Source organism: Ruegeria sp. CF4 (assembly GCF_056537345.1).
Genome location: NZ_JBQFRJ010000005.1, coordinates 14,954 through 36,495, shown reverse-complemented (window position 1 = coordinate 36,495; position 21,542 = coordinate 14,954). Strand labels below are relative to the sequence as shown.

Here is a 21,542-nt window from a genome sequence, read left to right as displayed (position 1 = left end):
GCCGTGCTCAAAGGATATTGAAGCGCGCTCGGATCAGGCGGTCCTGCTTGGGCGTCAGATAGTTGGGGCGGTGATCCCGCAAGATTTCCTGCGCCTTCAGGCGCGCACGGGACCAGGCATCAAGCGCACCATTTTCGGCCCATGTCCGGGGCTCGTCCCGGTCGGCTAATGACGGGTAAAAATAATCCCGTTCCATCGCAGCGAAGGTGTGCTGCCCACCCAAAAAATGTCCCTCGCCCAAAACCGCCTCGCAAATAGCGTCAAAGCCCAGATTGTCGTCGGTCACCTCGATGCCCCTCAGGGCGCGATAGGTGTTCGAATGCATTTCGTCATCAAGCACAAAGCCCTCGAAGCTCGCCCCCAACAGGGACGCCGTCATGCCCGAACTTTCGTAGATCAGATTACCGCCCGCCAGCGCTGCGGCCATCGAGGTCAGCCCCTTCTCCATCCCGTATTGCGCATCTATGGCTTTCGCGTCTGTCATCGAACAGGCCACGCCCGAAGGCAGCCCCAACCAGTTCGACAATTGAGCAGAGGCAGCGTTCAGCACCGCGGTTTCACCACTCCCACCCGAAAACGCGCCGGTACGCAGGTCGATCACCAAAGGCCAGTTAGAGAACACCATCGGAAATCCGGGTTGGATTGCGTGAACCATCACCAGGCTGGCCAAGGTCTCGGCCAGAGATTGGGCCAGAAACCCAGCCAAAGTCGCAGGTGCCGTGGCCCCCGCCTGCGCGGCGGTGATACAAGACATTGGGATATTGTGTTCGACACAGGCATAGACGACATCTACCGCATCTTCACCATAGCGCATCGGCGAGATCACGGGGCTGATATGCGCCTTCATGAAAGGGCGTTTCGAGAATTCGCCCGGGCCACCTGCGGCGATGTCCAACATCTCGACGATGGGGGCGACATGCGCGGCCAATGTGAAGGAAGTTGCCGTAGGCTTGGTGGTGTTCTTTATCAGCGCATAAGCGGTGTTTACGTCCAGATCGAAGGTCTCAGGTACGTCAGTGGCAACGCAGCAGCGGGTAAACCAGCTGACATTGGCCAACACATCCTGAAGCCGTGTGAAATCATGCAAATCCTGCAGGGTCGACGGGCGATAGAGGCCCGTGTCCGGATCAAGCGTCTGAACCGCCGCCCCACCGGTTCCGAAATGCACGCGATTGCCGCCCACCTCGATCGAACGCGTCTCATCCCGCCCGTGAAGCACAAAGGTTTTGGCGGCCTGATCGATGGCTTGCTCTACAAGCTGCGGCGAGAAGGTCACCCTACCCTCGCCAGTGTCGCGCGCACCGATCGCCAAAAGATCTGCGTGCAGCCGCGGCGGCACCTCGCCCATTCCCAACCTGTCGAGCAGATCGAGCGCGGTGGAATAAATACGCTGCAGCTCAGCGTCGGTCAGGGGTTTATAACTGCCGCCGGGCTGTCCCGGTGGGCACGGATCAAGCGCAGGCTTTTCCGCCCGTTGTGCAAGACGGCCCTTTCGCCCTGCCCGCTTTCCCTGCCGCGCTTCCATCGCAGTCCTTTCAACATGATGTAATGACTTTATTCAAAGGATCTCGACTGTCCGGATTCAACGGGAATTACCTTTCTACGATTATCTCAAGATCAATCTTCGATATTCTGCGTAAAAACGCCCAATCGCTTGAAAACCCACACATGCGCCGGACTAATTCCGGAAAACCAGCCGGAGGGTTCTTGCATGAAATCGCGTACCAAGGTGGTTGTCATCGGAGGCGGCATCGCCGGATGCTCAACGCTCTATCACCTGACCCGTGAAGGATGGAGCGATGTTGTACTGGTTGAGCGCAACGAGCTGACCAGCGGCACAACCTGGCATTCTGCTGCGCAAGTGACCAATTTCGGCATGAATCAGACCATGGTCGGGCTCAAGACCCATTCGATCAACCTGTACAAGGAACTGGCCGAGGACCCGGATTATCCGATCAACTACCATCACGGCGACGGTGGTATCCGGCTGGCCAATACGCCGGAGCAGATGCAGGGATATCGACATTTCGCGTCCATGGCGCGCGGGATGAATGTTCATTTCGAGGTGATCGACGCCGAAGAATGCGCCCGCCGTCATCCGTTGATCTCAACCGAGAACCTGCTGGGCGGGCTCTGGGATCCGCTGGATGGCGACATAGACCCGGCGCAGTTGTGTCAGGCCTTGGCCCGCCGCGCACGCAAAGCCGGGGCCGAGGTATATCGGAACACGCCGGTCACTGCGCTGACCCAGCATAAGGACGACACATGGACCGTGCACACCGAACATGGTGACATTGACTGCGATATCGTGGTGAACGCCTGCGGGTATCGTGTGAACGAGGTCGGTGCCATGATGGGCGTGCACCACCCTGTCGCATCGATGGAGCATCAGTATTTTCTGACCGAAGAAATCCCGACTATCCGCGAAGCGGGGCACCGGATGCCCCTGCTGCGCTGTCCGATCAGCGATTACTACTGCCGTCAGGAAAAGAACGGATTGCTGGTCGGGTTCTATGAACAGGATTGCAAAACCTGGGGCATGGACGGGATTGATCCAAACTTCGTCAACGCCTTGTGTCCGGATGATCTGGACCGGGTCACCGATGTGCTGGAAGGCGCCTTTGCCCGTATGCCCGCGCTGATGGAGGTGGGAATTCACACCGTCGTCAACGGCCCCATCACTTACACGATTGACGGCGCGCCGCTGGTCGGCCCGATCCCCGGCAAACGCAACGCCTTCTGCATCATTGGTCTGCGCGCAGGGTTGGGCGAAGGTGGCGGCCATGGCTGGCTGCTGGCGCAGCAGATCGTGCATGGTGAGGCCTGCTATGACACATGGTGCCTCGACCCGCGCCGTTTCACAGGTCACACGAATGTGGAACTAACCGCGCTGAAAGCCATCGAGGACTACCAGAACGAATTCCGCTTTCACTTCCCCTATGAACACCGCCCCGCGGGCCGCCCGGCCAAGACTACACCGTTGATGCCTGTTTTCGCAGCCGAAGGGGCAGAATTCACTGTTGTGAACGGGTGGGAACGGGTTGATTACGTCAAGCCGTCACCCGAGTTTCATCCCTCGCTGAGTTTCAATTTCGATGAGGCCTTTGATCTGGTTGCAGCCGAGGTTCAGAACATTCAAACCAATGTCGGCCTGACCGAAGTCAACGGCTTCAACCGTATCGAGATCACGGGCGCGGATCGTCACAAGTTTCTCGACCGGATGCTCTGCGGTGCGGTGACAAAGCGCGAAGGGCGCGTGGGGCTAGGCTATCTGCTCAACCACCATGGCATGGTCAAGGCTGAGGCCACCATCGCCAACCTGCCCGCCAGTGATCGTGGCCCGGCGCGGGTTTGGTACGGCTCGGCCGCGGCCAGTGAATATCACGATATGGACTGGTTGCAGGCACATCTGTCTGACGAAGAGGATGTGCAGCTGAAAGCACTGACCAATGATCAGACCATTCTGGTGCTCGCGGGCCCCAAAGCACGTGATGTCTTGTCAGCCTGCGCGCGCGGCGACTGGTCCCGCGACAGCTTCCCCTGGCTGTCCGTGCGCGAGTGTTTTGTCGGCATCGCTCCGGCTACGGTGCTGAACATCAGCTTCTCAGGCGAATTGGCATATGAAATCCACGTCCCCAATGGTTCACTTTATGCGGCCTACCTCGCCCTGCGGCAGGCCGGGAACGCGCATGGGTTGAAGCTGTTCGGAGCGCGAGCGGTGGATTCGATGCGGATGGAAAAGGGCTTTTTGCACTGGAAAGCCGATCTGCTGACCGAATTTGATCCATTCGAGACCGGTTTGGACCGATTTATCAGGCTGAACAAAGGTGACTTCATTGGCCGGGACGCATTGATGAAACGTCAAGCGGAGGGCGCACGCAAGAAGCTGGTCAATCTGCAGATCGACGCAACCCACGCGCCTGCGCATGGCGGCGCATCTTTGATCTCGTCAGGCAAAGTCGTGGGCACGATCACGTCAGGTGATTGGGGTCACCGTACCGGATTGAACCTTGCCTATGGCTTCGTTGAGCCGGATTTCGCGGCCCCCGGCAGCCGAATGCAACTCGACCTGTGCGGCGAGATTGTCGAGGCAGAGGTCATTACGCCCTCACCCTACGACCCGGAATTCTCGCGAATGCGCGCCTGACCTTGCCCACTATTCCGATAGGCCGTCGGCGTCAGCCCGAATTCAGACCGAAACGCCCGTGTCATAGCGCTCGCGTTTTCATATCCGCATCGGCTGGCGATCTCGGCCACCGATTGCTGCGTCTCGGTCGCCAGGTTACGTGCCAGGTTCAGACGCAGGCGACGGTAGAGCGCCTGCGGCGTTGTTCCCAGCTCAGCTTGTACCCGGCTTTCGATCTTCTTCTGCGAACAACCCAGCTGCCGTGCGATCTCCTTGATCTGCACTGGCGTCTCGAGTGATTTCTGCATGATGTTCAGAACGCGGTTCACCAAACTATCTCCGGACTTCATCGGCGGTGCAGCGGCGCCCGGTTCACCGCGGTTCATCAACAGATGTGCGACCTCCATCGATAAAAGCGGGCCGTGGTCCGCAAGGATCAGTGCCGTTGCCAAATCATAAGCCGCCATCGCGCCGGAACAGGTGATCCGGTTGCGATCGATCACATAGCGTTCCTGCACGGCATCGACCTCAGGAAAGGCCTCTTCGAACCGCGAAAGCTCATCCCAGTGAATGGTCGCGCGGTGACCTTCCAATAGGCCAGCACGGGCGAGCAGCCAGCTACCCGTATCCAAACCCGCCAGGTTAACATGCCGGGTCGCCGCTCGCCGCAGAGCCCGCAACGTCTCGGGCATTGCAAGGTCGAGATATCCGTAAGAAGGCATGACGACCAGCGTATTGCCGGTCTCAATCCCCAGCGCGCCATCCGGCGTCACCCGCAATCCGCTAGAGCTTTGGACCGATGCGCCATCCGGCGAATAGAATCGCCACGCATAAAGCTTCTGCCCCGCCAGAGTATTTGCCGCGCGCAGCGGTTCAACCAAACTGGCCAGACAGTGGTTCGAAAACCCGTCAAACAGCAGAATGTTATATCTCTGCGTCAACTTTTTCTATTCCCGCATGATATTTGACGAATACTGCATGTCATCGAGTCAGACAATCTCGTTTCATCGGCAACCAGATATCAAGGGAACACGCACCATGCAGTTTGGTTTGTCCGAAGAACAGGAAATGATCGTCTCGACTGTTCGCAGCTTTGTCGAGAACGAAATCTACCCGCATGAGGCCGAGGTTGAACGAACCGGCCAGGTCCCGAACGAGCTGGGCGAACAGATCAAACAAAAGTGCATCGATCTGGGGTTCTACGCCTGCAACTTCCCGGAAGAGGTTGGCGGCGCGGGTTTGTCGCATCTCGATTTCACGCTGGTCGAACGCGAGCTGGGTCGCGGCTCGATGGCGCTGACCCATTTCTTTGGCCGCCCGCAGAACATCCTGATGGCGTGTAACGATGAACAGCGCGAGCGTTACCTTCTGCCCGCCGTGCGCGGCGAAAAGATGGACGCGCTAGCGATGACCGAACCGGATGCGGGATCGGACGTGCGGGGGATGAAATGTCAGGCCGTGCGCGACGGCGGGGACTGGGTTGTCAACGGCTCAAAACACTTCATCTCGGGCGCGGAACACGCGGATTTCTTCATCGTCTTCATCGCCACCGGCGTCGACGAGACGCCGAAGGGGCCGAAAAAGCGGATCACTACGTTCCTTGTAGATCGCGGCACACCCGGCTTCGAGGTGCGCGAGGGATACAACTCGGTCAGTCATAAGGGTTACAAGAACTACATTCTGTATTTCGACAATTGCCGCCTGCCTGACGCGCAGGTGCTGGGCGAGGTGGATGGCGGCTTTGCCGTGATGAACGAATGGCTTTACGCAACCCGACTGACGGTTGCGGCCTTTTCGGTCGGGCGCGCGCGTCGCTGCTTTGACTATGCGCTGAACTACGCTGCCGAGCGCAAGCAATTCGGCCAGCCGATCGGCAAGTTTCAGGGTGTAGGCTTCCAGATCGCCGACATGATCACCGAGATCGATGCCGCCGATTGGCTGACCCTCTCTGCAGCGTGGCGTCTGGATGAAAATCTGCCCTCGAACCGAGAAATCGCGTCGGCCAAGCTCTACGCCTCGGAAATGCTGGCACGTGTCACCGACACAACGTTGCAGATATTTGGCGGTATGGGCCTGATGGATGACTTCCCCATCGAGCGTTTTTGGCGCGACGCGCGGGTCGAGCGCATCTGGGATGGCACCAGCGAAATTCAACGCCACATCATCAGCCGCGATCTTCTGCGTCCACTGGGCGCCTGACGATGAGCAAAGATCTCACCCGGCTGCTGCGGCCCAAATCCATCGCTGTGATTGGCGGTGGCGCGTGGTGTCAGCAAGTCATTCAGCAATCTGAACGCATGGGCTATGCGGGCCACATCTGGCCTGTGCATCCCAAGGCTGCTGATGTTGCGGGTCACAAGGTCTATGGCCGTCTGGAAGACCTGCCCGAGGCACCGGATGCGGTTTTCATCGGCATCAACCGGCACGCCACGATTGAGGCGGTTCAGCTATTGGCCAGCATGGGGGCCGGCGGTGCGGTGTGTTTCGCATCTGGCTTCTCGGAAGCAGCCGCAGAGGATGAAACCGGTGGCGACCTGCAACAGCAACTGATTTCCGCTGCAGGTGACATGCCTATTCTGGGGCCGAACTGCTATGGCTTCATCAATGCACTGGACGGAGCCTTGCTGTGGCCGGACCAGCATGGGGCTACGCCTGTCGATAAGGGCGTTGCGATCCTGACGCAAAGCTCGAACATCTCGATCAACCTGACCATGCAAAAACGTGCGCTGCCAATTGCTTATATGGTGGCCTGCGGGAACATGGCACAGACCAGTCAGGCCCGGATCGCTTCGGCTCTGTTAGACGACCCACGCGTCACTGCAGTTGGGCTGCATGTCGAAGGTTTCAAGGACATTCGTGAGTGGGAAGCTCTGGCTGCCAAAGCATACCGCAAAGGCATTCCGCTGGTAGCCCTCAAAGTCGGTGCGTCCGAGCAGGCACAGGCCGCAACCGTATCGCACACGGCTTCTTTGGCAGGCAGCGATGCAGGCGCGCAAGCCCTGCTTGAACGTCTCGGCATCCCGCGCCTGTCCGCCCTGCCCGATTTCCTTGAAACGCTAAAACTGCTGCATTGCTATGGCCCGCTGTCAGGCCGCAACATCGCCTCGATCAGTTGTTCTGGCGGTGAGGCCAGTCTGATCGCCGACATGGCCGTTGGTACAGGTCTGACTTTCCCATGTCTGTCCGATAAAAAGAAAACCCATCTGCGCGATGCGCTTGGCCCCATGGTCGCGCTGAACAATCCGCTGGATTACCATACCTATATCTGGCGTGACGAAGAGGCGATGGCGAAGGCCTGGTCCGGCATGACCGGCGACGACATTGACCTGACGGTCTCGATTGTCGACTACCCGAACACCGACGCGACCGATTGGATCTGCGCCACGCGGGCGGCCCTGAGGGTGCGCGCTGAAACCGGCGCTCGGTTCGCCATCGCAGCTACGCTGCCCGAGCTTTTGCCCGAAGACGTCGCGCAAGAGCTCGTGGACGGAGGTGTCGTGCCTTTCATGGGGCTGGCCGAAGCGCTCTCCGCCATCCGCGCGGCAGGGCAGATCGCAGCACCCTCGGCAATCCCCGTTTGGCTGCCGGGCATAACCGAGGCCAACCGGACGCTCACCGAAGGTGAATCCAAAAAGGCTCTGGCCCAATGCGGTCTGCGCATCCCGCAGAACCGCACGATCGGTGGGCCAGACGAGGCACGTGCAGCGGCGCAGGAAATGGATGCACCTTTCGCGGTCAAAGGCGTTGGTCTTGCACATAAGTCCGAGCATGCCGCCGTTCGGCTGGGCGTTCAGGCCGAGGACGTCGCTGAGGTTGCAGCCGAGATCGGAACGAGCGAGATACTGATCGAAGAAATGATTGCCGGAACGGTCGCCGAACTGCTTATCGGGGTGGTCCGCGATCCGGCGCATGGATTTGTGCTGACTCTGGGTGCTGGTGGCGTCCTGACCGAAGTGCTGCGTGATACCGCATCGCTGCTGCTGCCCTGTACCTCCGATGAAATCCGAACCGCCCTTGGCAAACTGAAGATCGCGCCGCTGCTGGCGGGCTATCGCGGCCAACCGGCGGCTGATATGGATGCGATCATCACCGCGATTGAGGCCGTTCAGGTCTATGTCATGCAAAATGCCGACACGCTTGGCGAGGTCGAGATTAACCCGCTCCTCTGCACGCCCGACAAGGCGGTAGCCGTGGACGCCCTTATCAGAAAGGCCTGAGAAATGGACCCGATCAAAACCCGCCGCGAAGGGGCGATCCTTGAGGTGACGTTGGACCGGCCCAAGGCCAATGCGATCGACCTGGTCACCAGCCGGATCATGGGCGATGTCTTTGCCGAATTCCGTGACGATCCTGAGTTGCGCGTGGCCATCCTGACAGGTGCAGGTGAGAAGTTCTTCTGCCCGGGATGGGACCTGAAAGCCGCCGCCGAAGGCGATGCGGTCGATGGGGACTATGGTGTTGGCGGCTTTGGCGGCCTGCAGGAACTGCGTGACCTGAACAAACCGGTCATCGCGGCCGTTAATGGCATCGCCTGCGGTGGCGGGTTGGAACTTGCTCTATCCGCAGACATGATCCTGGCCGCTGATCACGCCACTTTTGCGTTACCCGAGATCCGTTCAGGCACGGTGGCCGATGCGGCGAGTGTCAAGCTGCCCAAGCGCATTCCCTATCACATCGCGATGGAGTTGCTGCTGACTGGCCGCTGGTTCGATGCCGAAGAGGCCAATCGTTGGGGGCTGGTGAATGAGATCATCGCGGCCGATCAATTGATGGATCGCGCCTGGGAACTAGCGCGCCTGCTCGCCTCGGGGCCGCCACTTGTCTATGCGGCGATCAAAGAGATCGTGCGTGACGCTGAAGATGCCAAGTTCCAAGACACCATGAACCGCATCACCAAGCGCCAGTTGCGTACGGTTGATGTGCTTTATGCAAGCGAAGACCAGTTGGAAGGCGCGAAGGCCTTTGCCGAAAAGCGCGACCCGGTCTGGAAGGGCAAGTAGCCCGCTCTAGCGCATGACAAACGGATCCGGGATCGGCTCATCGCTGGTCCGAAGCCAAACGGCTTTGACGGTTGTATAGTCCAGCGCGGCTTCGATCCCACCTTCGCGCCCGTGACCTGACAGCCCATGGCCCCCAAACGGCGCGATCGGGCTAACCGCACGATAGGTGTTCACCCAGACGATCCCCGCCCGAATGGCCCGGATCATGCGATGGGCGCGGGTGAGGTCTCGGGTAAACAGCCCGGAGGCCAGACCATATTGCGTGTCATTGGCAATGGCGATGGCCTCGGCCTCATCTTCGAAACTGATGACTGAAAGCACGGGGCCAAAGAACTCATTGCTCAGGCAGGCCGCGTTTGGGGCGGCGTCACAATCCAGAATGGTTGGCGCGAAGTAATACCCATCGCGATCCAGAGCCTGCCCCCCGGTCACCAGTTTCGCGCCCTGCTCAATTGATTGAGCAATCAACGCTTCGGCCCAGTCTCGTTGACGCGCGGTGCAAAGCGGTCCGACCTCGGTCTCCATCTTGTCAGGCGCGCCGATGACAATCGCTTCGGCCTTTTCTTTCAGGCGCGCCAGAAAGGCGTCCTTGATCCCGGCCTGTATCACAAGACGAGATCCTGAAACGCAGCTTTGCCCGGTCGCTGCAAACACCCCCGAGACCTGAGCGTTCGCCGCACTTTCCAGATCGGCATCGTCAAATACGATGAATGGGGATTTGCCACCCAGTTCCAACGACGTCGAGGCCAGATTCTCTGCTGAATTGCGCACGATATGACGGGCCGTCTCAGGCCCGCCTGTAAACGCCACATGCGCCACTTTGGGATGGCTTGTCAGCGTGGCGCCCACTTCGGGGCCGCCCGTGATGACACTCAGGACACCCTTGGGGAATCCGGCCTGATCGAAGATACGCGCAAATCCCAGCATCGGCGCAGGACCATCTTCGCTGGCCTTGAGGACCACTGTACAACCTGCAGCCAATGCAGGCCCAATTTTGACCGCCGACAGAAACAGCTGAGAATTCCATGGCACGACTGCCGCAACAACACCCACGGGTTCGCGCCGCAGCCAGACCTCCATATCCGGTTTGTCGATGGGCAGGTGTGCGCCTTCGATCTTATCGGCAAGCCCAGCATAATACCGATAATATTCAGCCACATAAGCGATCTGCGCGGTTGTTTCGCGGATGATCTTTCCGGTGTCGCGCGTTTCCAGTTCCGCCAGTCGCGGCGCGTTCTCAGCAATCAGATCGGCGAGGCGCATCAGAAGCTTACCCCGCGCGCTGGCAGTCATTTGGGCCCATTCAACCGAGACAAATGCTCGCTCAGCCGCATCCACCGCGCGGTTTGCATCGTCAACGGTGGCGTCGGGCATCCGGGCCCACGGGTTGCCTGTCGCCGGGTCGATGCTATCGAAATGCTGGGTCGCGTCTTCGAACTGACCACCGATATAGTGCTGGAAGCTTTGCATATGTCTTTCCCTTAAGGTGATCAGGCAAACGCGGGCATCACATCATTGATAAACCGCTCAAGCGAGGCTTTTTTTCGCTCAAACGACATCGAGCTGTCGATCCAAAACGCATATTCATCATAGCCCAATGCCTCATACCCTTTCAGCCGTTCGATGACCTTATCAGGGGTACCGATCACGAGGTCCCGTGCCATGGCCTCGGGGCTGTAGAACGGATGGGCGGCGATCTCTTCGTCGGTAAGTGGCTCGATTAGTCCATGAGAGATTTCGCGCTGATTCATGAACCACGCCCCGAAATAACAGTAGAACCGGTTCAGCTCGACAGCCCCTAATTGGGCGTCCTCATCGCTGTCTGCCACATAGGTGTGCTGCAGCAACATGATCTTCGGGCGTGGTTGGTCTGAATGTTTTACACAAGCCGCGTTGAACTTTTCCATCAGGTCCGAGATTTCAGCATCACCCTTCCACAACGGCGTCACCTGTACATTGCATCCCTGCGCGACTGCAAATTCGTGGCTGTTCGGATCACGAGCCGCAATCCAGATCGGAGGGCCTTCGAGCCTCAATGGAAGCGGTGCCGAGGTGGTTTTGGGAAACTGATAGAACTCTCCTTCATGCTCGTAATCGCCCTCCCAAAGCGCCTTCACAGCAGGCACAAGCTCGCGCATGCGCTGACCGGCTTCCCAGGCATCCATACCCGGCATCAGGCGCTCGTATTCAAAGGAATACGCCCCGCGCGCGATACCCACCTCAAGCCGTCCATCAGTGATGATGTCGGTCATCGCCGCCTCACCGGCCAGTCGGATCGGGTGCCAGAATGGTGCGATCACGGTCCCCGTCCCCAGCCGCACATTGTTGGTGTGACGCGCGACGTCCACCAAACTCAGAAACGGGTTTGGCGCGATGGTGAAATTCATACCATGATGTTCACCCGTCCAGATTGCATGCATCCCGCCCTGATCGGCGATCCTGCACAGCTCAATGAACTCATCATAGATCTTCTTCTGATCTTCATCCGCAGAAATGCGCTCCATATGAGCAAATAACGAAAACTTCATCGCTCAACCCTCTGATGAGACAGGTCGGATGGTACCGCTGTCCTGATTACCAAAATACACCCCGAAATTCCCCATTCGGCTTTCAACTGCAAAACGCTGCAACATCGTGCGCACCACCGGGTCGGCCAAAGCAGCAAGCGTCTGTGCATCGAGGTCATGGAACGCGCCCTGCTCCGCAGCTTCCCCACTGGCCTGACACAAGAATGAGATATGCTGGGTTTCGCGCGTCTCGTCTTCGTAAACGGAATAGATGAACCCTGCCTCAGCCTCGACCCCATTGGTGTCGATCAATCGCCGAAGGGCTGCTGATGCACCGTCTTTGCCGACTTTGACTTCGGGCAAAGCGAACGAACCGCCTTCGGTCTCGACCAACAAGACCCTTCCCTGATGCGCAATCAGGGCCGAGACCATCAGGTTGGCGCGATTGTTCAACGCCTCGGCTTCTGCCGCTGGCGTGACATAAGCGCCCCGCGCATAGCCGAGGCCCGGATGGGTATTGTTCGCATAGGCTTCGACCTTGCCCATCAGGATCAGATGATCGCCTGCCTCAACGGTTTTGAACATCGAACAGTCAAACCAGGCCGAGACACCGTCAAAAATCGGTGCACCATGCGGTCCGGGCCGCCAATCAACCGCTGAAAAACGATCCTCGACCGGTCGGGCGAATGTGTTTGAAACCTCTTTTTGCGCCTCGGACAACACGTTGACGGCAAAGCCTCCCGCACCGGCAAAGGCGTGGTAGTTGCGTGATGTATTCGCAAGGCAGACCAGAACCAAAGGCGGATCAAGCGAGACCGAGGTGAACGAGTTCGCCGTGAACCCCAGCGGTCTGCCATCGGGGTCGTGTGTCGTAACCACGGTCACGCCCGTCATGAAAGCGCCAAACGCATTGCGCAGGTCGCGTGGATCAATCTCTGTCATCGTTTGCCTCCCACCTAAGCCAGTCTTTCAGGGCCGCATTCACCTGCTCCGGAGCGGTTAGGTTGACCAGATGCCGATGTCCTTCGATGACCACTGATTGCCCCATGGGGGCGGCTGCGGCCATGTTATCAGACATTTCAAGCGTCGAATTCAGGTCTCCATCCCCGGTGATCGCAAGAAATGGGCAAGCGATGTCGCCCAAACGGTCGGCATAGGTCCGATCCCCGCGCGCAAATGCGCTGTAGGCCGTTGCATAACCAACTGGATCGACTTTAACCAACCAGCCTTCCACGTCCTTCCGCGCAGCCTGTTCTATCGGACTATTACCAAACCAGCGGTTCAGAGGTGTCTCAAGATCGAAACACCCGCTGCCAATCTGATCCGCGCGCGTTTCCACCGCTGCACGCGCCTCGGGGGATCGGAGATATACACCGTTCAACAGCGCCACCCGCTCGACAGCATCAGGATAGCTAACTGCGTAGCCTGCGGCGACAAGCGCACCCATGGAGTGACCGGCGAGACTTACGCGTCCAAGGTTCAAAGCTGCCAGAGCCGCCCAGAGCCATTCGACGAAGGCAGGCAGTTGCGCGCCCTCAGGCAATCGGGACGATCCTCCATGCCCCGGCATGTCCACAGCAATCACACGATGCGTTTCCGACAGCACATCAACCTGCGGCCCCCAGGCCGCGGATTGCATCCCGACCCCGTGGATCAACACCACCGGTTTTCCGCACCCCGCTTCACGATAGCTTAGCGTTCCGTAGGGTTCAGACAGCTGCAGGGTTGTCAACGTCATGGCCCAACTCTTTCAGGTCTTGATAGCGATCACCGATCCGGTGATGCGGACGCCCACCGACCGAGGCACCAAGCGCCACCACGATCTCATCCGGTGCCGGCGCGTCCGCAACAGACAACTGAATAGTCAGATAGTGACTGCGCCGACCGCCATCGTTCTTGTCCATCAGCGGTATCTGCAGCGGCGCATTGGCCGGACCGCGTGTGTTGGTGAACGCAAGATAGGATTTAGCGCCTACCGCCTCGCGATAATGGTTCCCGAACCGAAGCGTATGGATCAACGCCGAGGCATGCTCAACTTCACCATTCACACCAACTATGGCGGATTTTCCGTAGCCCTCAACCTTGTCGCCCCCTCCGGCGGCGTCCAACACCATCTCAGTCAGCAGCTTGCCCAGTCCCGGCGCGCAATCGCTGATCTCAGGCCTCAGATTCTCGACGAAACCCCGACCTGCCCACGGATTTCGGATAACCGAGACGGCTGCGATCATCTTCAAGGGGCGCTCAGCCACCCTGCCCCCTTCGATCAGAGTGTTTTCAACATGAAGAAGCGTTTTTCGGATTTCGGCTGGCATGGCTGCACCCTATGGTTCGATTCTCGATTTGATTTATGGTATACCATAATACCATCAGTCAATCCCATTGCGCCGAAACACCCTCATTGATATCACCGCAGCTATGACCACACCCGCGCTTTCCAGAATAGAACAACCGCCCTTGACCCTGCGGGACATCGTGCAGGAACGTATGCGGGACGCGATCATCGAAGGGCATTTCAAACCGGGAGAGCGGCTAGTCGAACGACCATTGTGCGATCAGCTTGGTGTCAGCCGCACCGTTGTGCGCGAAACGATCCGCTATCTCGAAGCCGAAGGTCTGGTTGAAATCCTGCCCGGGCGCGGACCAATCGTGGCGCTTATGAACTGGAATGATGCGCAGCAAATCTACGAGATCCGACGGATGCTGGAGACGGCGGCAGCTCGAAAATGCGCCAAAAACATAACTGGCGAGCGCGCGATGCGCCTTCGGAGTGCGCTCGACCAGCTCAAGCATCAGTTTACCGACAAAACACCCGGTGGGCTATTTCGCGCCACGGCGGGATTTTACGCCGAGATATTTCAGGGCGCGGGCGACTATATCGCGTGGGAGATCGTGCAACGCCTCAACGGCCGCATCAGCCGGTTGCGCATGATGACCCTCTCTTCGACTGAACGCAGCCGCCCGGGGCCCGAGCATATGCAGGCGATTTGCGATGCGATTATCTCAGGCGATGCGGAAAAAGCCGCAGCGGCGGTTGAGAGACATCTGGATGACACCACCGCGATTGCCGAAAGACTACTGGCCGAACACGCCGATTAATCGCCTCTCATTTCAGATCTTATGTCCAGATCTGTCGTTTCTTGGTAATGTCTCACAATGATCTGTGAGTTTGGTGAGTTCAGAATCGATCTTCTGCGTCAGGAACTTCTGCGCGACGGATCGGTTGTCGATGTAGAACCGCTGGCGTTCCAGCTCATCGCCCTTTTGGCCAAGAACCAAGACCGCCTCGTAACAAAAGACGAGCTGTTTGCCACCTTGTGGGGCAATCGGATCGTGTCCGAGGCTGCCTTGTCCACTTGCATCAAATCGGCGCGGCGCGCTGTCGAAGATACCGGGGATCGGCAAGCAGTTATCAAAACAGTTCATGGCAAAGGGCTGCGGTGGACGGCCCCGCTGCAGATCATTGATTGCGAGGCAACGCCCGCATCCGTAGTGCCGCAGGATCTGGACGTGCAGGACACCGAATGGATCGAAGCCGCGACACGGCCCACAATCGCCATTCTTCCCTTCGATAACATCGGTGCGGACGGCACGGCCAAAACGCTCAGCGCCGCGATACCACACGAACTCATCGCATCCATTTCTCGGTTGCGCTGGATTGCCGTGATCGCGCGCGGGTCATCGTTTCGCTTCCATTCAAAGTCCGGTGAGATCGGAGAAATCCGCAAGAGTCTCGGGGCCCGATATTGCCTGACCGGCAGTGTCGAAGTGATGGGCCCTCGGGTCGCTATCAGCGTCATGCTGTCCAGTACCGCAGATGGCGAAGTGATTTGGGCCGACCGTTTCAATTCCCGCCTCGATGATGTGCACGAGGTGCGCGAGCAGATCATTTCTCATGTCGTCTTCGCCATCGAGGTTCAGATCCCGCTGAGCGAGGCGTCAAAGGCACGCCTCCGATCGCCCGAAAATATCGATGCCTGGGCAACCTATCATCTGGGCTTGCAATCCCTCTATCGCTTTGACGCCAATGAAAATGACCGGGCGATTGCCTTATTCGAAAAGGCGATCGCATTGGAACCCGAATTTGCTCGGGCGCACGGGGCGTTGTCTTTCGCTCATTTCAAAACAGCCTTCATGCACTATTCAGACAGTCGCGCCGAACCGATGAAGCTCGCGCGGGCCGAAGCCGAACGTGCCGTCGACCTGGACCCGATGGACCCGTTTGCAAATTTCAACATGGGCCGCGCCCTCTGGTTGGTGGGTGATCTGGACAGCGCCAAAATCTGGCTGGACCGCTCCACCGCGCTCAGCCCGAATTTTGCGCAAGGCATCTACGCCCGCGCCTGGACCGAAACGGTATCCGGCGCCAGTGGCATCGGTCGGCGTCTATCGGACGACGCCCGCGCGCTCAGCCCGCTTGATCCACTACTCTATGCGATGCTGGGAACACGCGCGATGAGCCTGGCGATGGAAGGTCGCGATAGCGAAGCCGCGGATTGGGCAGTACGGGCTGCAAATGCGCCGGGAGCGCATGATCTGATCAGCCTGATTGCGACGTTTACAAACGAACTGGCGGGCAACCAAACCGAGGCTGCCCAATGGGCAGATCGCGTGCGTGCCTCGCGCCAACGCATCACACAGGATCATTTCTTCCGGTCGTTCCCCTTTACCGACCCGGATACGCGTTCACGGTTTTCAGGCGCGTTGTCCCGGCAAGGTATTCCCCAAATCTGAGCCGAAAGAACCAATTTCACGCCGATTTACAGGGTTTCCTCAGAAACTCCTCAGGACTCGCGCCACCCATTGCGTCTAGTCTTGCGGCATTAGGGGCCCCTGATCCGGCCAAACCAACACTTCATGTAGGATAATACAATGACCGATCAAAAGCTTAGAACGACGCAAGGAAACGGGTGCGTTTTTGACAGCGTTCTGGATACCATCGGGAACACTCCCGTCATCCGCATCAACAATCTGGGCCCCGAAGGCGTCAATCTGTTTGTGAAATTCGAAGCATTCAATCCCGCCGGGTCGGTCAAGGATCGTCTGGCCGTTAACATCATCGAGGCTGCCGAACGCAGTGGCGCCCTGAAGCCGGGCCAGACCGTGGTCGAGGCCACAAGTGGCAATACCGGCATCGGGCTTGCCATGGTTTGCGCGCAAAAGGGTTATCCTCTGGTGGTGACTATGGCCGATAGTTTCTCTGTCGAGCGTCGTCGCCTGATGCGGATGCTGGGGGCGAAGGTGGTGCTGACCCCACGCGCCGAAAAGGGATTTGGCATGTACCGCAAAGCCGCCGAACTCGCCGAGGCGCATGGCTGGCTACTGGCGCGGCAGTTCGAGACGGAGGCCAATGCCGAGATTCACGCCGCAACCACCGCGCAGGAGATTCTGAGCGATTTCAACGGTCAACGACTGGACTACCTCGTGACCGGCTACGGGACTGGCGGTACAGTTACCGGCGTCGCCCGGGTGCTGCGCAAGGAACGGCCCGAGACCAAGATCATCCTCTCTGAGCCTGCCAATGCGCAACTGATTGGCAGCGGTATTGCCACTGACCGTGGGCAAGATGGTGATCCTCTGTCCAGCCACCCGGCTTTTGAGCCGCACCCGATCCAAGGCTGGACACCGGATTTCATACCGGCCGTTTTGCAGGAATCGATCGACAACAACTTCTTCGACGAATTGATTCCCGTCCCCGGCCCGACAGGCGTGGAATGGGCCCGGAAACTGGCCAGCCAAGAGGGCATTCTGACGGGCATCTCAGGTGGGGCCACCTTCGCAATCGCCGTCGGCATTGCTGAAAAAGCCGATCCGGGCGCGAACATCCTGTGCATGCTGCCCGATACTGGCGAGCGTTACCTGAGCACACCGCTCTTTGAAGGAATAGCCGAAGAGATGACCGAGGAAGAGATCGCGATCTCGAACTCCACTCCCGGCTATCAGATGTCCTGAGATGGCAGATCCGTTTTCAGCACTGAGCGTAGCTTGCAACCGTGCCCTGGCCTACCGGCGATCTGTGCCAACGCGCCCTTGCCCGCCTGAGAAGAGCTTTGACGAGATGCTGGCCATCTTTGACGAACCTCTTCCCGAGCATGGCAAAGACGCCGAAGCCGTGATCAACGATCTCGCGGATCGCGGCGAACAGGGGCTTACTCAAATGGTCCACCCCAGGTTCTTTGGGTGGGTGTTGGGAGGCTCGACTCCAGTGGGTGTTGCCGCAGACTGGCTGGTAAGCGCCTGGGGACAAAACTCGGCGTTCCATCGCTCTTCCCCCACCACTGCGGCGGTGGAACAGATCGCAGCTGGGTGGCTGTTGGACATTCTCGATCTGCCCCGAGACGCCGCTGTTGGATTTGTCACGGGCGGAACGGTTGGCAACTTCACGGCACTTGCCGCAGCGCGCGGAGCGGTTTTGCGCGCCCATGGCTGGGACCCGGATGAGGATGGGCTGTTCGGAGCACCTCCGATCACAGTGTATCTGGGTGATGATGCACATACATCGGTCATATCGGCACTCGGATATCTCGGTCTTGGTCGGAACCGTGTCAAACGCATAAAGACCGACGCTGAGGGACGGATGGTCGCCGCTGACCTGGCGCAGCAAATGAGCGCGCAGACGGGGCCAGCGATCATCGTCACACAGGCCGGGCAGATCAACACCGGCGCGTTCGATCCGTTCGACCAGTTCGCAGACATTGCAGAACGATCAGGCGCATGGATCCATGTGGATGGCGCATTCGGCCTCTGGGCGCGCGCGCATCCCGAATATCGCGCGTTGACCGACGGCCTCGACCGCGCGAATTCCTGGAGCGTCGATGGTCATAAATGGCTGCAAACCCCATTTGACAGCGGCTATGCAATTGTTCGGGACAAAGACGCCTTGCAAAAGGCGATGCGGATCAGCGCAAGCTATCTGCCGCCCCAGGCTGAACATGAGCGCATCCCGTGTTTCCTGACCCCTGAACTGTCACGCCGCGCGCGCGGCCTGCCAACCTGGGCAGTGCTCAAATCGCTTGGCCGCGAAGGGGTTCAAGAGATGGTCGGGCGTCATTGCAAAACCGCCAAGCGCATTGCAGACCGTTTGCGATCGGTCGAAGGTGTACACATCTTGAACGAGGTCGTCCTGAACCAGATCATCATCAGCTTTGGCAACGAAGAGGCGGAGTCGGAGACCCGCCGCAAAACGACTGAAGCCGTCATCGCAGGCATCTTGGAAAAAGGCAAAATCTTCGTCGGCGGCAGCCAATGGCGTGGGGATTGGGTAATGCGCCTATCGGTGATTTCCAACGCAACCGAGTTTGAAGCGGCAGATCAGATTGCTGATCATATTCTGGCCGTTTGGGCGGAAGTTCAACGCACTCTGGCGACATATTCAAGCCCCGCCATTTAGCATAGAGCCACTTGTTTCACACTGGATTTAACCGGTGTGAACGGCTTGATGCACCTCAACGATGTTACCTTCTGGATCGTGAAAAAAGATCTGGTGCCATTCTTTGGCGAAGGCCGTCCCATAATCTGAATAGAGAATATTGTTAGCCTCAAGCACCGCTTTGAAGGCTTCGATATCGTCGGTTCGAAACGCGATGTGGCCGCGTTCTACGGGGTTGATCGTCTCACCATGTTTGAAAGCCACATCCAGATTGCGCTCGGCCAGATGCATCTGCATTGCACCATCTGTCGCAAACCGGATTTTACCATCATATCCCTTATCGTCCGTTGCCACCGGCCGCGGAAAATTCTCAATCGGGAGGTCTTCAAGACCCAGCACATCGGTATAGAACTTGTGCAAACGTTCAACATCGTCGGAAACATAGTTGATGTGATGGAATTCGAGCTTCATGGGCATAAACTTCTATTCGTAGCCCGAGGCAAGAAACCTCATGAACCTCTTGCTTGCAAGCCTGCATCGGCCCAAATGCCCAGAATTCGACACGTGATTTCGACTATACCGAAAGCAGCCTTCTCGTTAAGTCAGTTGGCCGGGATTTAAGTTGGATATTCGCGCATACTGAAATTAGCATTCAAAAACAATATTCTATGCAATTACTAAAAAATTAGTTTGACACCGTAGCAAAAAATCGCTGATGGTTGTGGGCATCCGGTTAGCGCCGGACAAGCAAAATATCTTGGGAGGAGACAGATGCGGAGACATCTACTTTCCGCAGTGGCGGCGGCTGCCGTCATTGCGGGGCACGGTCCCGTGTGGGCCGACGAAGCCGCAGCACAACGTTGGATCGACGACGAGTTCCAGCCATCGACGCTGTCGAAAGACGAGCAGATGGGTGAGATGAAGTGGTTCATTGAAGCTGCACAACCCTATTCGGGCATGGAAATCAACGTCCTGTCCGAAGGCATCCCGACGCATTCCTATGAATCCGAGGTCCTCGCCAAAGCGTTCGAAGAGATCACCGGCATCAAGGTCAATCACCAGATCCTCGGCGAAGGCGAAGTGGTTCAGGCGGTTCAGACTCAGATGCAGACCGGCCGGAACCTGTATGATGGCTATGTCAACGACAGTGACCTCATCGGCACACATTCGCGTCTGCAACTGGCCTATCCTCTGACTGACATGATGGGGGGCGACTGGGCGGCAACAACATCGCCAACGCTGGATTTGGATGACTTCATGGGCATCCAGTTCACCACCGGTCCTGACGGCAAGCTGTATCAGCTGCCGGACCAGCAGTTTGCGAACCTATACTGGTTCCGCAAGGACTGGTTCGATGACGAAGCCAACAAAGCCGCGTTCAAAGAGAAATACGGCTATGATCTGGGCGTTCCGGTCAACTGGTCGGCCTATGAAGACATCGCCGAGTTCTTCACCAATGATGTGAAAGAAGTCGATGGCGTTGCGATCTACGGCCACATGGACTACGGCAAGCGCGCACCTGACCTTGGCTGGCGCATGACGGACGCCTGGCTGTCGATGGCCGGTGCTGGTGACGTGGGCGAGCCGAACGGTGTTCCGGTCGACGAATGGGGCATCCGCATGGAAGCGGGCACCTGTAACCCTGTTGGTGCGTCCGTATCGCGCGGCGGTGCTGCAAACGGCCCGGCTGCGGTTTATGCGATCCGCAAGTGGGACGAATGGCTGCGGAACTATGCGCCTCCGGGTGCGGCGTCTTATGACTTCTACCAGTCGCTGCCGGCGCTCAGCCAGGGCAACGTGGCCCAGCAGATCTTCTGGTACACCGCCTTTACCGCCGACATGGTGAAGCCGAAGTCCGAAGGCAACAACACCGTGGATGACGAAGGCACGCCGCTGTGGCGAATGGCACCCAGCCCGCACGGCCCCTACTGGGAAGAAGGCCAGAAGGTCGGTTACCAGGACGTGGGCTCTTGGACGTTCCTGAAATCGACCCCCTCGGATCGTGCCCAGGCAGCTTGGCTCTATGCCCAATTCGTGACGTCCAAAACTGTTGATGTGAAGAAGTCCCATGTAGGTCTGACCTTCATTCGCGACAGCTCGGTCAACCACGAGTCGTTCACCGAACGCGCACCCAAGCTGGGTGGTCTGGTCGAGTTCTATCGCTCGCCTGACCGCGTGGCATGGTCGCCGACCGGCATCAACGTGCCGGACTATCCGAAGCTGGCCCAGATCTGGTGGCAGCAGATCGGTGACGTGAACTCGGGCGCCTTCACGCCGCAAGAGGCAATGGACCGTCTAGCCGAAGAGATGGACATCACCATGTCTCGCATGCAGGCTGCAGATGAAAGCGCCGGTGTCTATGGTGGCTGTGGCCCGCGCCTGAACGAACCGCAGGATCCTGCCTTCTGGCTGGAGAAAGAGGGTTCGCCCAAGGCCAAGCTTGAGAACGAAAAGCCGCAGGGCCAGACCGTCAACTATGACGAACTGGTAGCGCGCTGGCAGTCTCAGTAAACCGATGCAACCGGGGGTGCCGTCTGCGGCAC

At 58.5% G+C, this 21,542-nt stretch carries 17 protein-coding genes; 9 read left to right on the top strand and 8 right to left on the bottom strand.

The window, feature by feature from the left end:
* Window positions 1-7 precede the first annotated feature (7 nt).
* Window positions 8-1,525 (bottom strand): trimethylamine methyltransferase family protein, encoded by a 1,518-nt coding sequence (locus ACR0NF_RS12555; RefSeq protein ID WP_480778345.1) that lies wholly within the window; start codon window positions 1,523-1,525, stop codon window positions 8-10.
* Window positions 1,526-1,711: 186 nt separating this feature from the next.
* On the opposite strand from ACR0NF_RS12555, the gene ACR0NF_RS12550 reads away from it, so the two are divergent.
* Window positions 1,712-4,147, top strand: coding sequence for a GcvT family protein (locus ACR0NF_RS12550; RefSeq protein ID WP_480778344.1), 2,436 nt, complete (start codon window positions 1,712-1,714; stop codon window positions 4,145-4,147).
* On the opposite strand, the gene ACR0NF_RS12545 is transcribed toward ACR0NF_RS12550, so the two are convergent.
* Window positions 4,114-5,067 (bottom strand): GlxA family transcriptional regulator, encoded by a 954-nt coding sequence (locus ACR0NF_RS12545; protein WP_480778343.1) that lies wholly within the window; start codon window positions 5,065-5,067, stop codon window positions 4,114-4,116. The two genes, ACR0NF_RS12550 and ACR0NF_RS12545, sit on opposite strands and share 34 nt — an antisense overlap.
* A 97-nt stretch (window positions 5,068-5,164) precedes the next feature.
* Between ACR0NF_RS12545 and ACR0NF_RS12540 the strand changes: the two genes are divergently transcribed.
* From ACR0NF_RS12540 to ACR0NF_RS12530, 3 genes are read left to right on the top strand one after another with little or no spacing between them, the layout of a single operon-like run.
* Window positions 5,165-6,325: an acyl-CoA dehydrogenase family protein gene (locus ACR0NF_RS12540; RefSeq protein ID WP_480667393.1), complete on the top strand. Its 1,161-nt coding sequence runs from the start codon at window positions 5,165-5,167 to the stop codon at window positions 6,323-6,325.
* A gap of 2 nt (window positions 6,326-6,327) precedes the next feature.
* Entirely contained in the window at window positions 6,328-8,343 is a 2,016-nt protein-coding gene (locus ACR0NF_RS12535; RefSeq protein ID WP_480778342.1) for an acetate--CoA ligase family protein, read from the top strand.
* A gap of 3 nt (window positions 8,344-8,346) precedes the next feature.
* Window positions 8,347-9,126, top strand: coding sequence for a carnitinyl-CoA dehydratase (locus ACR0NF_RS12530; protein ID WP_480778341.1), 780 nt, complete (start codon window positions 8,347-8,349; stop codon window positions 9,124-9,126).
* 6 nt (window positions 9,127-9,132) lie between these two features.
* Here the strand turns inward: ACR0NF_RS12530 and ACR0NF_RS12525 are convergent, their stop codons facing one another.
* From ACR0NF_RS12525 to ACR0NF_RS12505, 5 genes are read right to left on the bottom strand one after another with little or no spacing between them, the layout of a single operon-like run.
* Window positions 9,133-10,596, bottom strand: coding sequence for an aldehyde dehydrogenase (locus ACR0NF_RS12525; protein WP_480778340.1), 1,464 nt, complete (start codon window positions 10,594-10,596; stop codon window positions 9,133-9,135).
* Window positions 10,597-10,616: 20 nt separating this feature from the next.
* Entirely contained in the window at window positions 10,617-11,654 is a 1,038-nt protein-coding gene (locus tag ACR0NF_RS12520; RefSeq protein ID WP_480778339.1) for an LLM class flavin-dependent oxidoreductase, read from the bottom strand.
* A 3-nt stretch (window positions 11,655-11,657) separates the two neighbouring features.
* Complete coding sequence (locus ACR0NF_RS12515; protein WP_480778338.1) at window positions 11,658-12,575, bottom strand: flavin reductase family protein; 918 nt, start codon at window positions 12,573-12,575, stop codon at window positions 11,658-11,660.
* Window positions 12,562-13,371: an alpha/beta fold hydrolase gene (locus ACR0NF_RS12510; protein WP_480472590.1), complete on the bottom strand. Its 810-nt coding sequence runs from the start codon at window positions 13,369-13,371 to the stop codon at window positions 12,562-12,564. The genes ACR0NF_RS12515 and ACR0NF_RS12510 overlap by 14 nt, the downstream gene beginning before the upstream one ends.
* Complete coding sequence (locus tag ACR0NF_RS12505) at window positions 13,343-13,945, bottom strand: amino acid synthesis family protein (protein WP_480472588.1); 603 nt, start codon at window positions 13,943-13,945, stop codon at window positions 13,343-13,345. Before ACR0NF_RS12505 ends, ACR0NF_RS12510 begins: the two co-directional genes overlap by 29 nt.
* 103 nt (window positions 13,946-14,048) lie before the next feature.
* Here ACR0NF_RS12505 and ACR0NF_RS12500 point away from each other — a divergent pair, with 103 nt between their 5' ends.
* From ACR0NF_RS12500 to ACR0NF_RS12485, 4 genes are all read left to right on the top strand, one after another.
* Window positions 14,049-14,729, top strand: coding sequence for a GntR family transcriptional regulator (locus tag ACR0NF_RS12500; RefSeq protein ID WP_480778337.1), 681 nt, complete (start codon window positions 14,049-14,051; stop codon window positions 14,727-14,729).
* A gap of 57 nt (window positions 14,730-14,786) precedes the next feature.
* The gene (locus tag ACR0NF_RS12495) at window positions 14,787-16,364 is read left to right on the top strand and encodes a winged helix-turn-helix domain-containing tetratricopeptide repeat protein (RefSeq protein WP_480472584.1); all 1,578 of its coding nucleotides are present in this window, start codon (window positions 14,787-14,789) and stop codon (window positions 16,362-16,364) included.
* Window positions 16,365-16,502: 138 nt separating this feature from the next.
* Window positions 16,503-17,582, top strand: a complete 1,080-nt coding sequence (gene cysK, locus ACR0NF_RS12490; RefSeq protein ID WP_480778336.1) for a cysteine synthase A — start codon at window positions 16,503-16,505, stop codon at window positions 17,580-17,582.
* A gap of 1 nt (window position 17,583) precedes the next feature.
* Window positions 17,584-19,020, top strand: a complete 1,437-nt coding sequence (locus tag ACR0NF_RS12485) for a pyridoxal phosphate-dependent decarboxylase family protein (RefSeq protein ID WP_480778335.1) — start codon at window positions 17,584-17,586, stop codon at window positions 19,018-19,020.
* 27 nt (window positions 19,021-19,047) lie between these two features.
* Here ACR0NF_RS12485 and ACR0NF_RS12480 read toward each other — a convergent pair whose 3' ends face one another.
* Complete coding sequence (locus tag ACR0NF_RS12480) at window positions 19,048-19,470, bottom strand: VOC family protein (RefSeq protein ID WP_480778334.1); 423 nt, start codon at window positions 19,468-19,470, stop codon at window positions 19,048-19,050.
* A gap of 300 nt (window positions 19,471-19,770) precedes the next feature.
* Here ACR0NF_RS12480 and ACR0NF_RS12475 point away from each other — a divergent pair, with 300 nt between their 5' ends.
* The gene (locus ACR0NF_RS12475; protein ID WP_480778333.1) at window positions 19,771-21,510 is read left to right on the top strand and encodes an ABC transporter substrate-binding protein; all 1,740 of its coding nucleotides are present in this window, start codon (window positions 19,771-19,773) and stop codon (window positions 21,508-21,510) included.
* Window positions 21,511-21,542: the final 32 nt, after the last annotated feature.

Excerpts from the sequence above, each read along its gene's own strand:
- ACR0NF_RS12555 (WP_480778345.1), bottom strand. The coding sequence starts at position 1,525 with ATGGAAGCGCGGCAGGGAAAGCGGGCAGGGCGAAAGGGCCGTCTTGCA.
- ACR0NF_RS12550 (WP_480778344.1), top strand. The coding sequence starts at position 1,712 with ATGAAATCGCGTACCAAGGTGGTTGTCATCGGAGGCGGCATCGCCGGA.
- ACR0NF_RS12540 (WP_480667393.1), top strand. The coding sequence starts at position 5,165 with ATGCAGTTTGGTTTGTCCGAAGAACAGGAAATGATCGTCTCGACTGTT.
- ACR0NF_RS12535 (WP_480778342.1), top strand. The coding sequence starts at position 6,328 with ATGAGCAAAGATCTCACCCGGCTGCTGCGGCCCAAATCCATCGCTGTG.
- ACR0NF_RS12530 (WP_480778341.1), top strand. The coding sequence starts at position 8,347 with ATGGACCCGATCAAAACCCGCCGCGAAGGGGCGATCCTTGAGGTGACG.
- ACR0NF_RS12525 (WP_480778340.1), bottom strand. The coding sequence starts at position 10,596 with ATGCAAAGCTTCCAGCACTATATCGGTGGTCAGTTCGAAGACGCGACC.
- ACR0NF_RS12520 (WP_480778339.1), bottom strand. The coding sequence starts at position 11,654 with ATGAAGTTTTCGTTATTTGCTCATATGGAGCGCATTTCTGCGGATGAA.
- ACR0NF_RS12515 (WP_480778338.1), bottom strand. The coding sequence starts at position 12,575 with ATGACAGAGATTGATCCACGCGACCTGCGCAATGCGTTTGGCGCTTTC.
- ACR0NF_RS12510 (WP_480472590.1), bottom strand. The coding sequence starts at position 13,371 with ATGACGTTGACAACCCTGCAGCTGTCTGAACCCTACGGAACGCTAAGC.
- ACR0NF_RS12505 (WP_480472588.1), bottom strand. The coding sequence starts at position 13,945 with ATGCCAGCCGAAATCCGAAAAACGCTTCTTCATGTTGAAAACACTCTG.
- ACR0NF_RS12500 (WP_480778337.1), top strand. The coding sequence starts at position 14,049 with ATGACCACACCCGCGCTTTCCAGAATAGAACAACCGCCCTTGACCCTG.
- ACR0NF_RS12495 (WP_480472584.1), top strand. The coding sequence starts at position 14,787 with ATGATCTGTGAGTTTGGTGAGTTCAGAATCGATCTTCTGCGTCAGGAA.
- cysK (WP_480778336.1), top strand. The coding sequence starts at position 16,503 with ATGACCGATCAAAAGCTTAGAACGACGCAAGGAAACGGGTGCGTTTTT.
- ACR0NF_RS12485 (WP_480778335.1), top strand. The coding sequence starts at position 17,584 with ATGGCAGATCCGTTTTCAGCACTGAGCGTAGCTTGCAACCGTGCCCTG.
- ACR0NF_RS12480 (WP_480778334.1), bottom strand. The coding sequence starts at position 19,470 with ATGAAGCTCGAATTCCATCACATCAACTATGTTTCCGACGATGTTGAA.
- ACR0NF_RS12475 (WP_480778333.1), top strand. The coding sequence starts at position 19,771 with ATGCGGAGACATCTACTTTCCGCAGTGGCGGCGGCTGCCGTCATTGCG.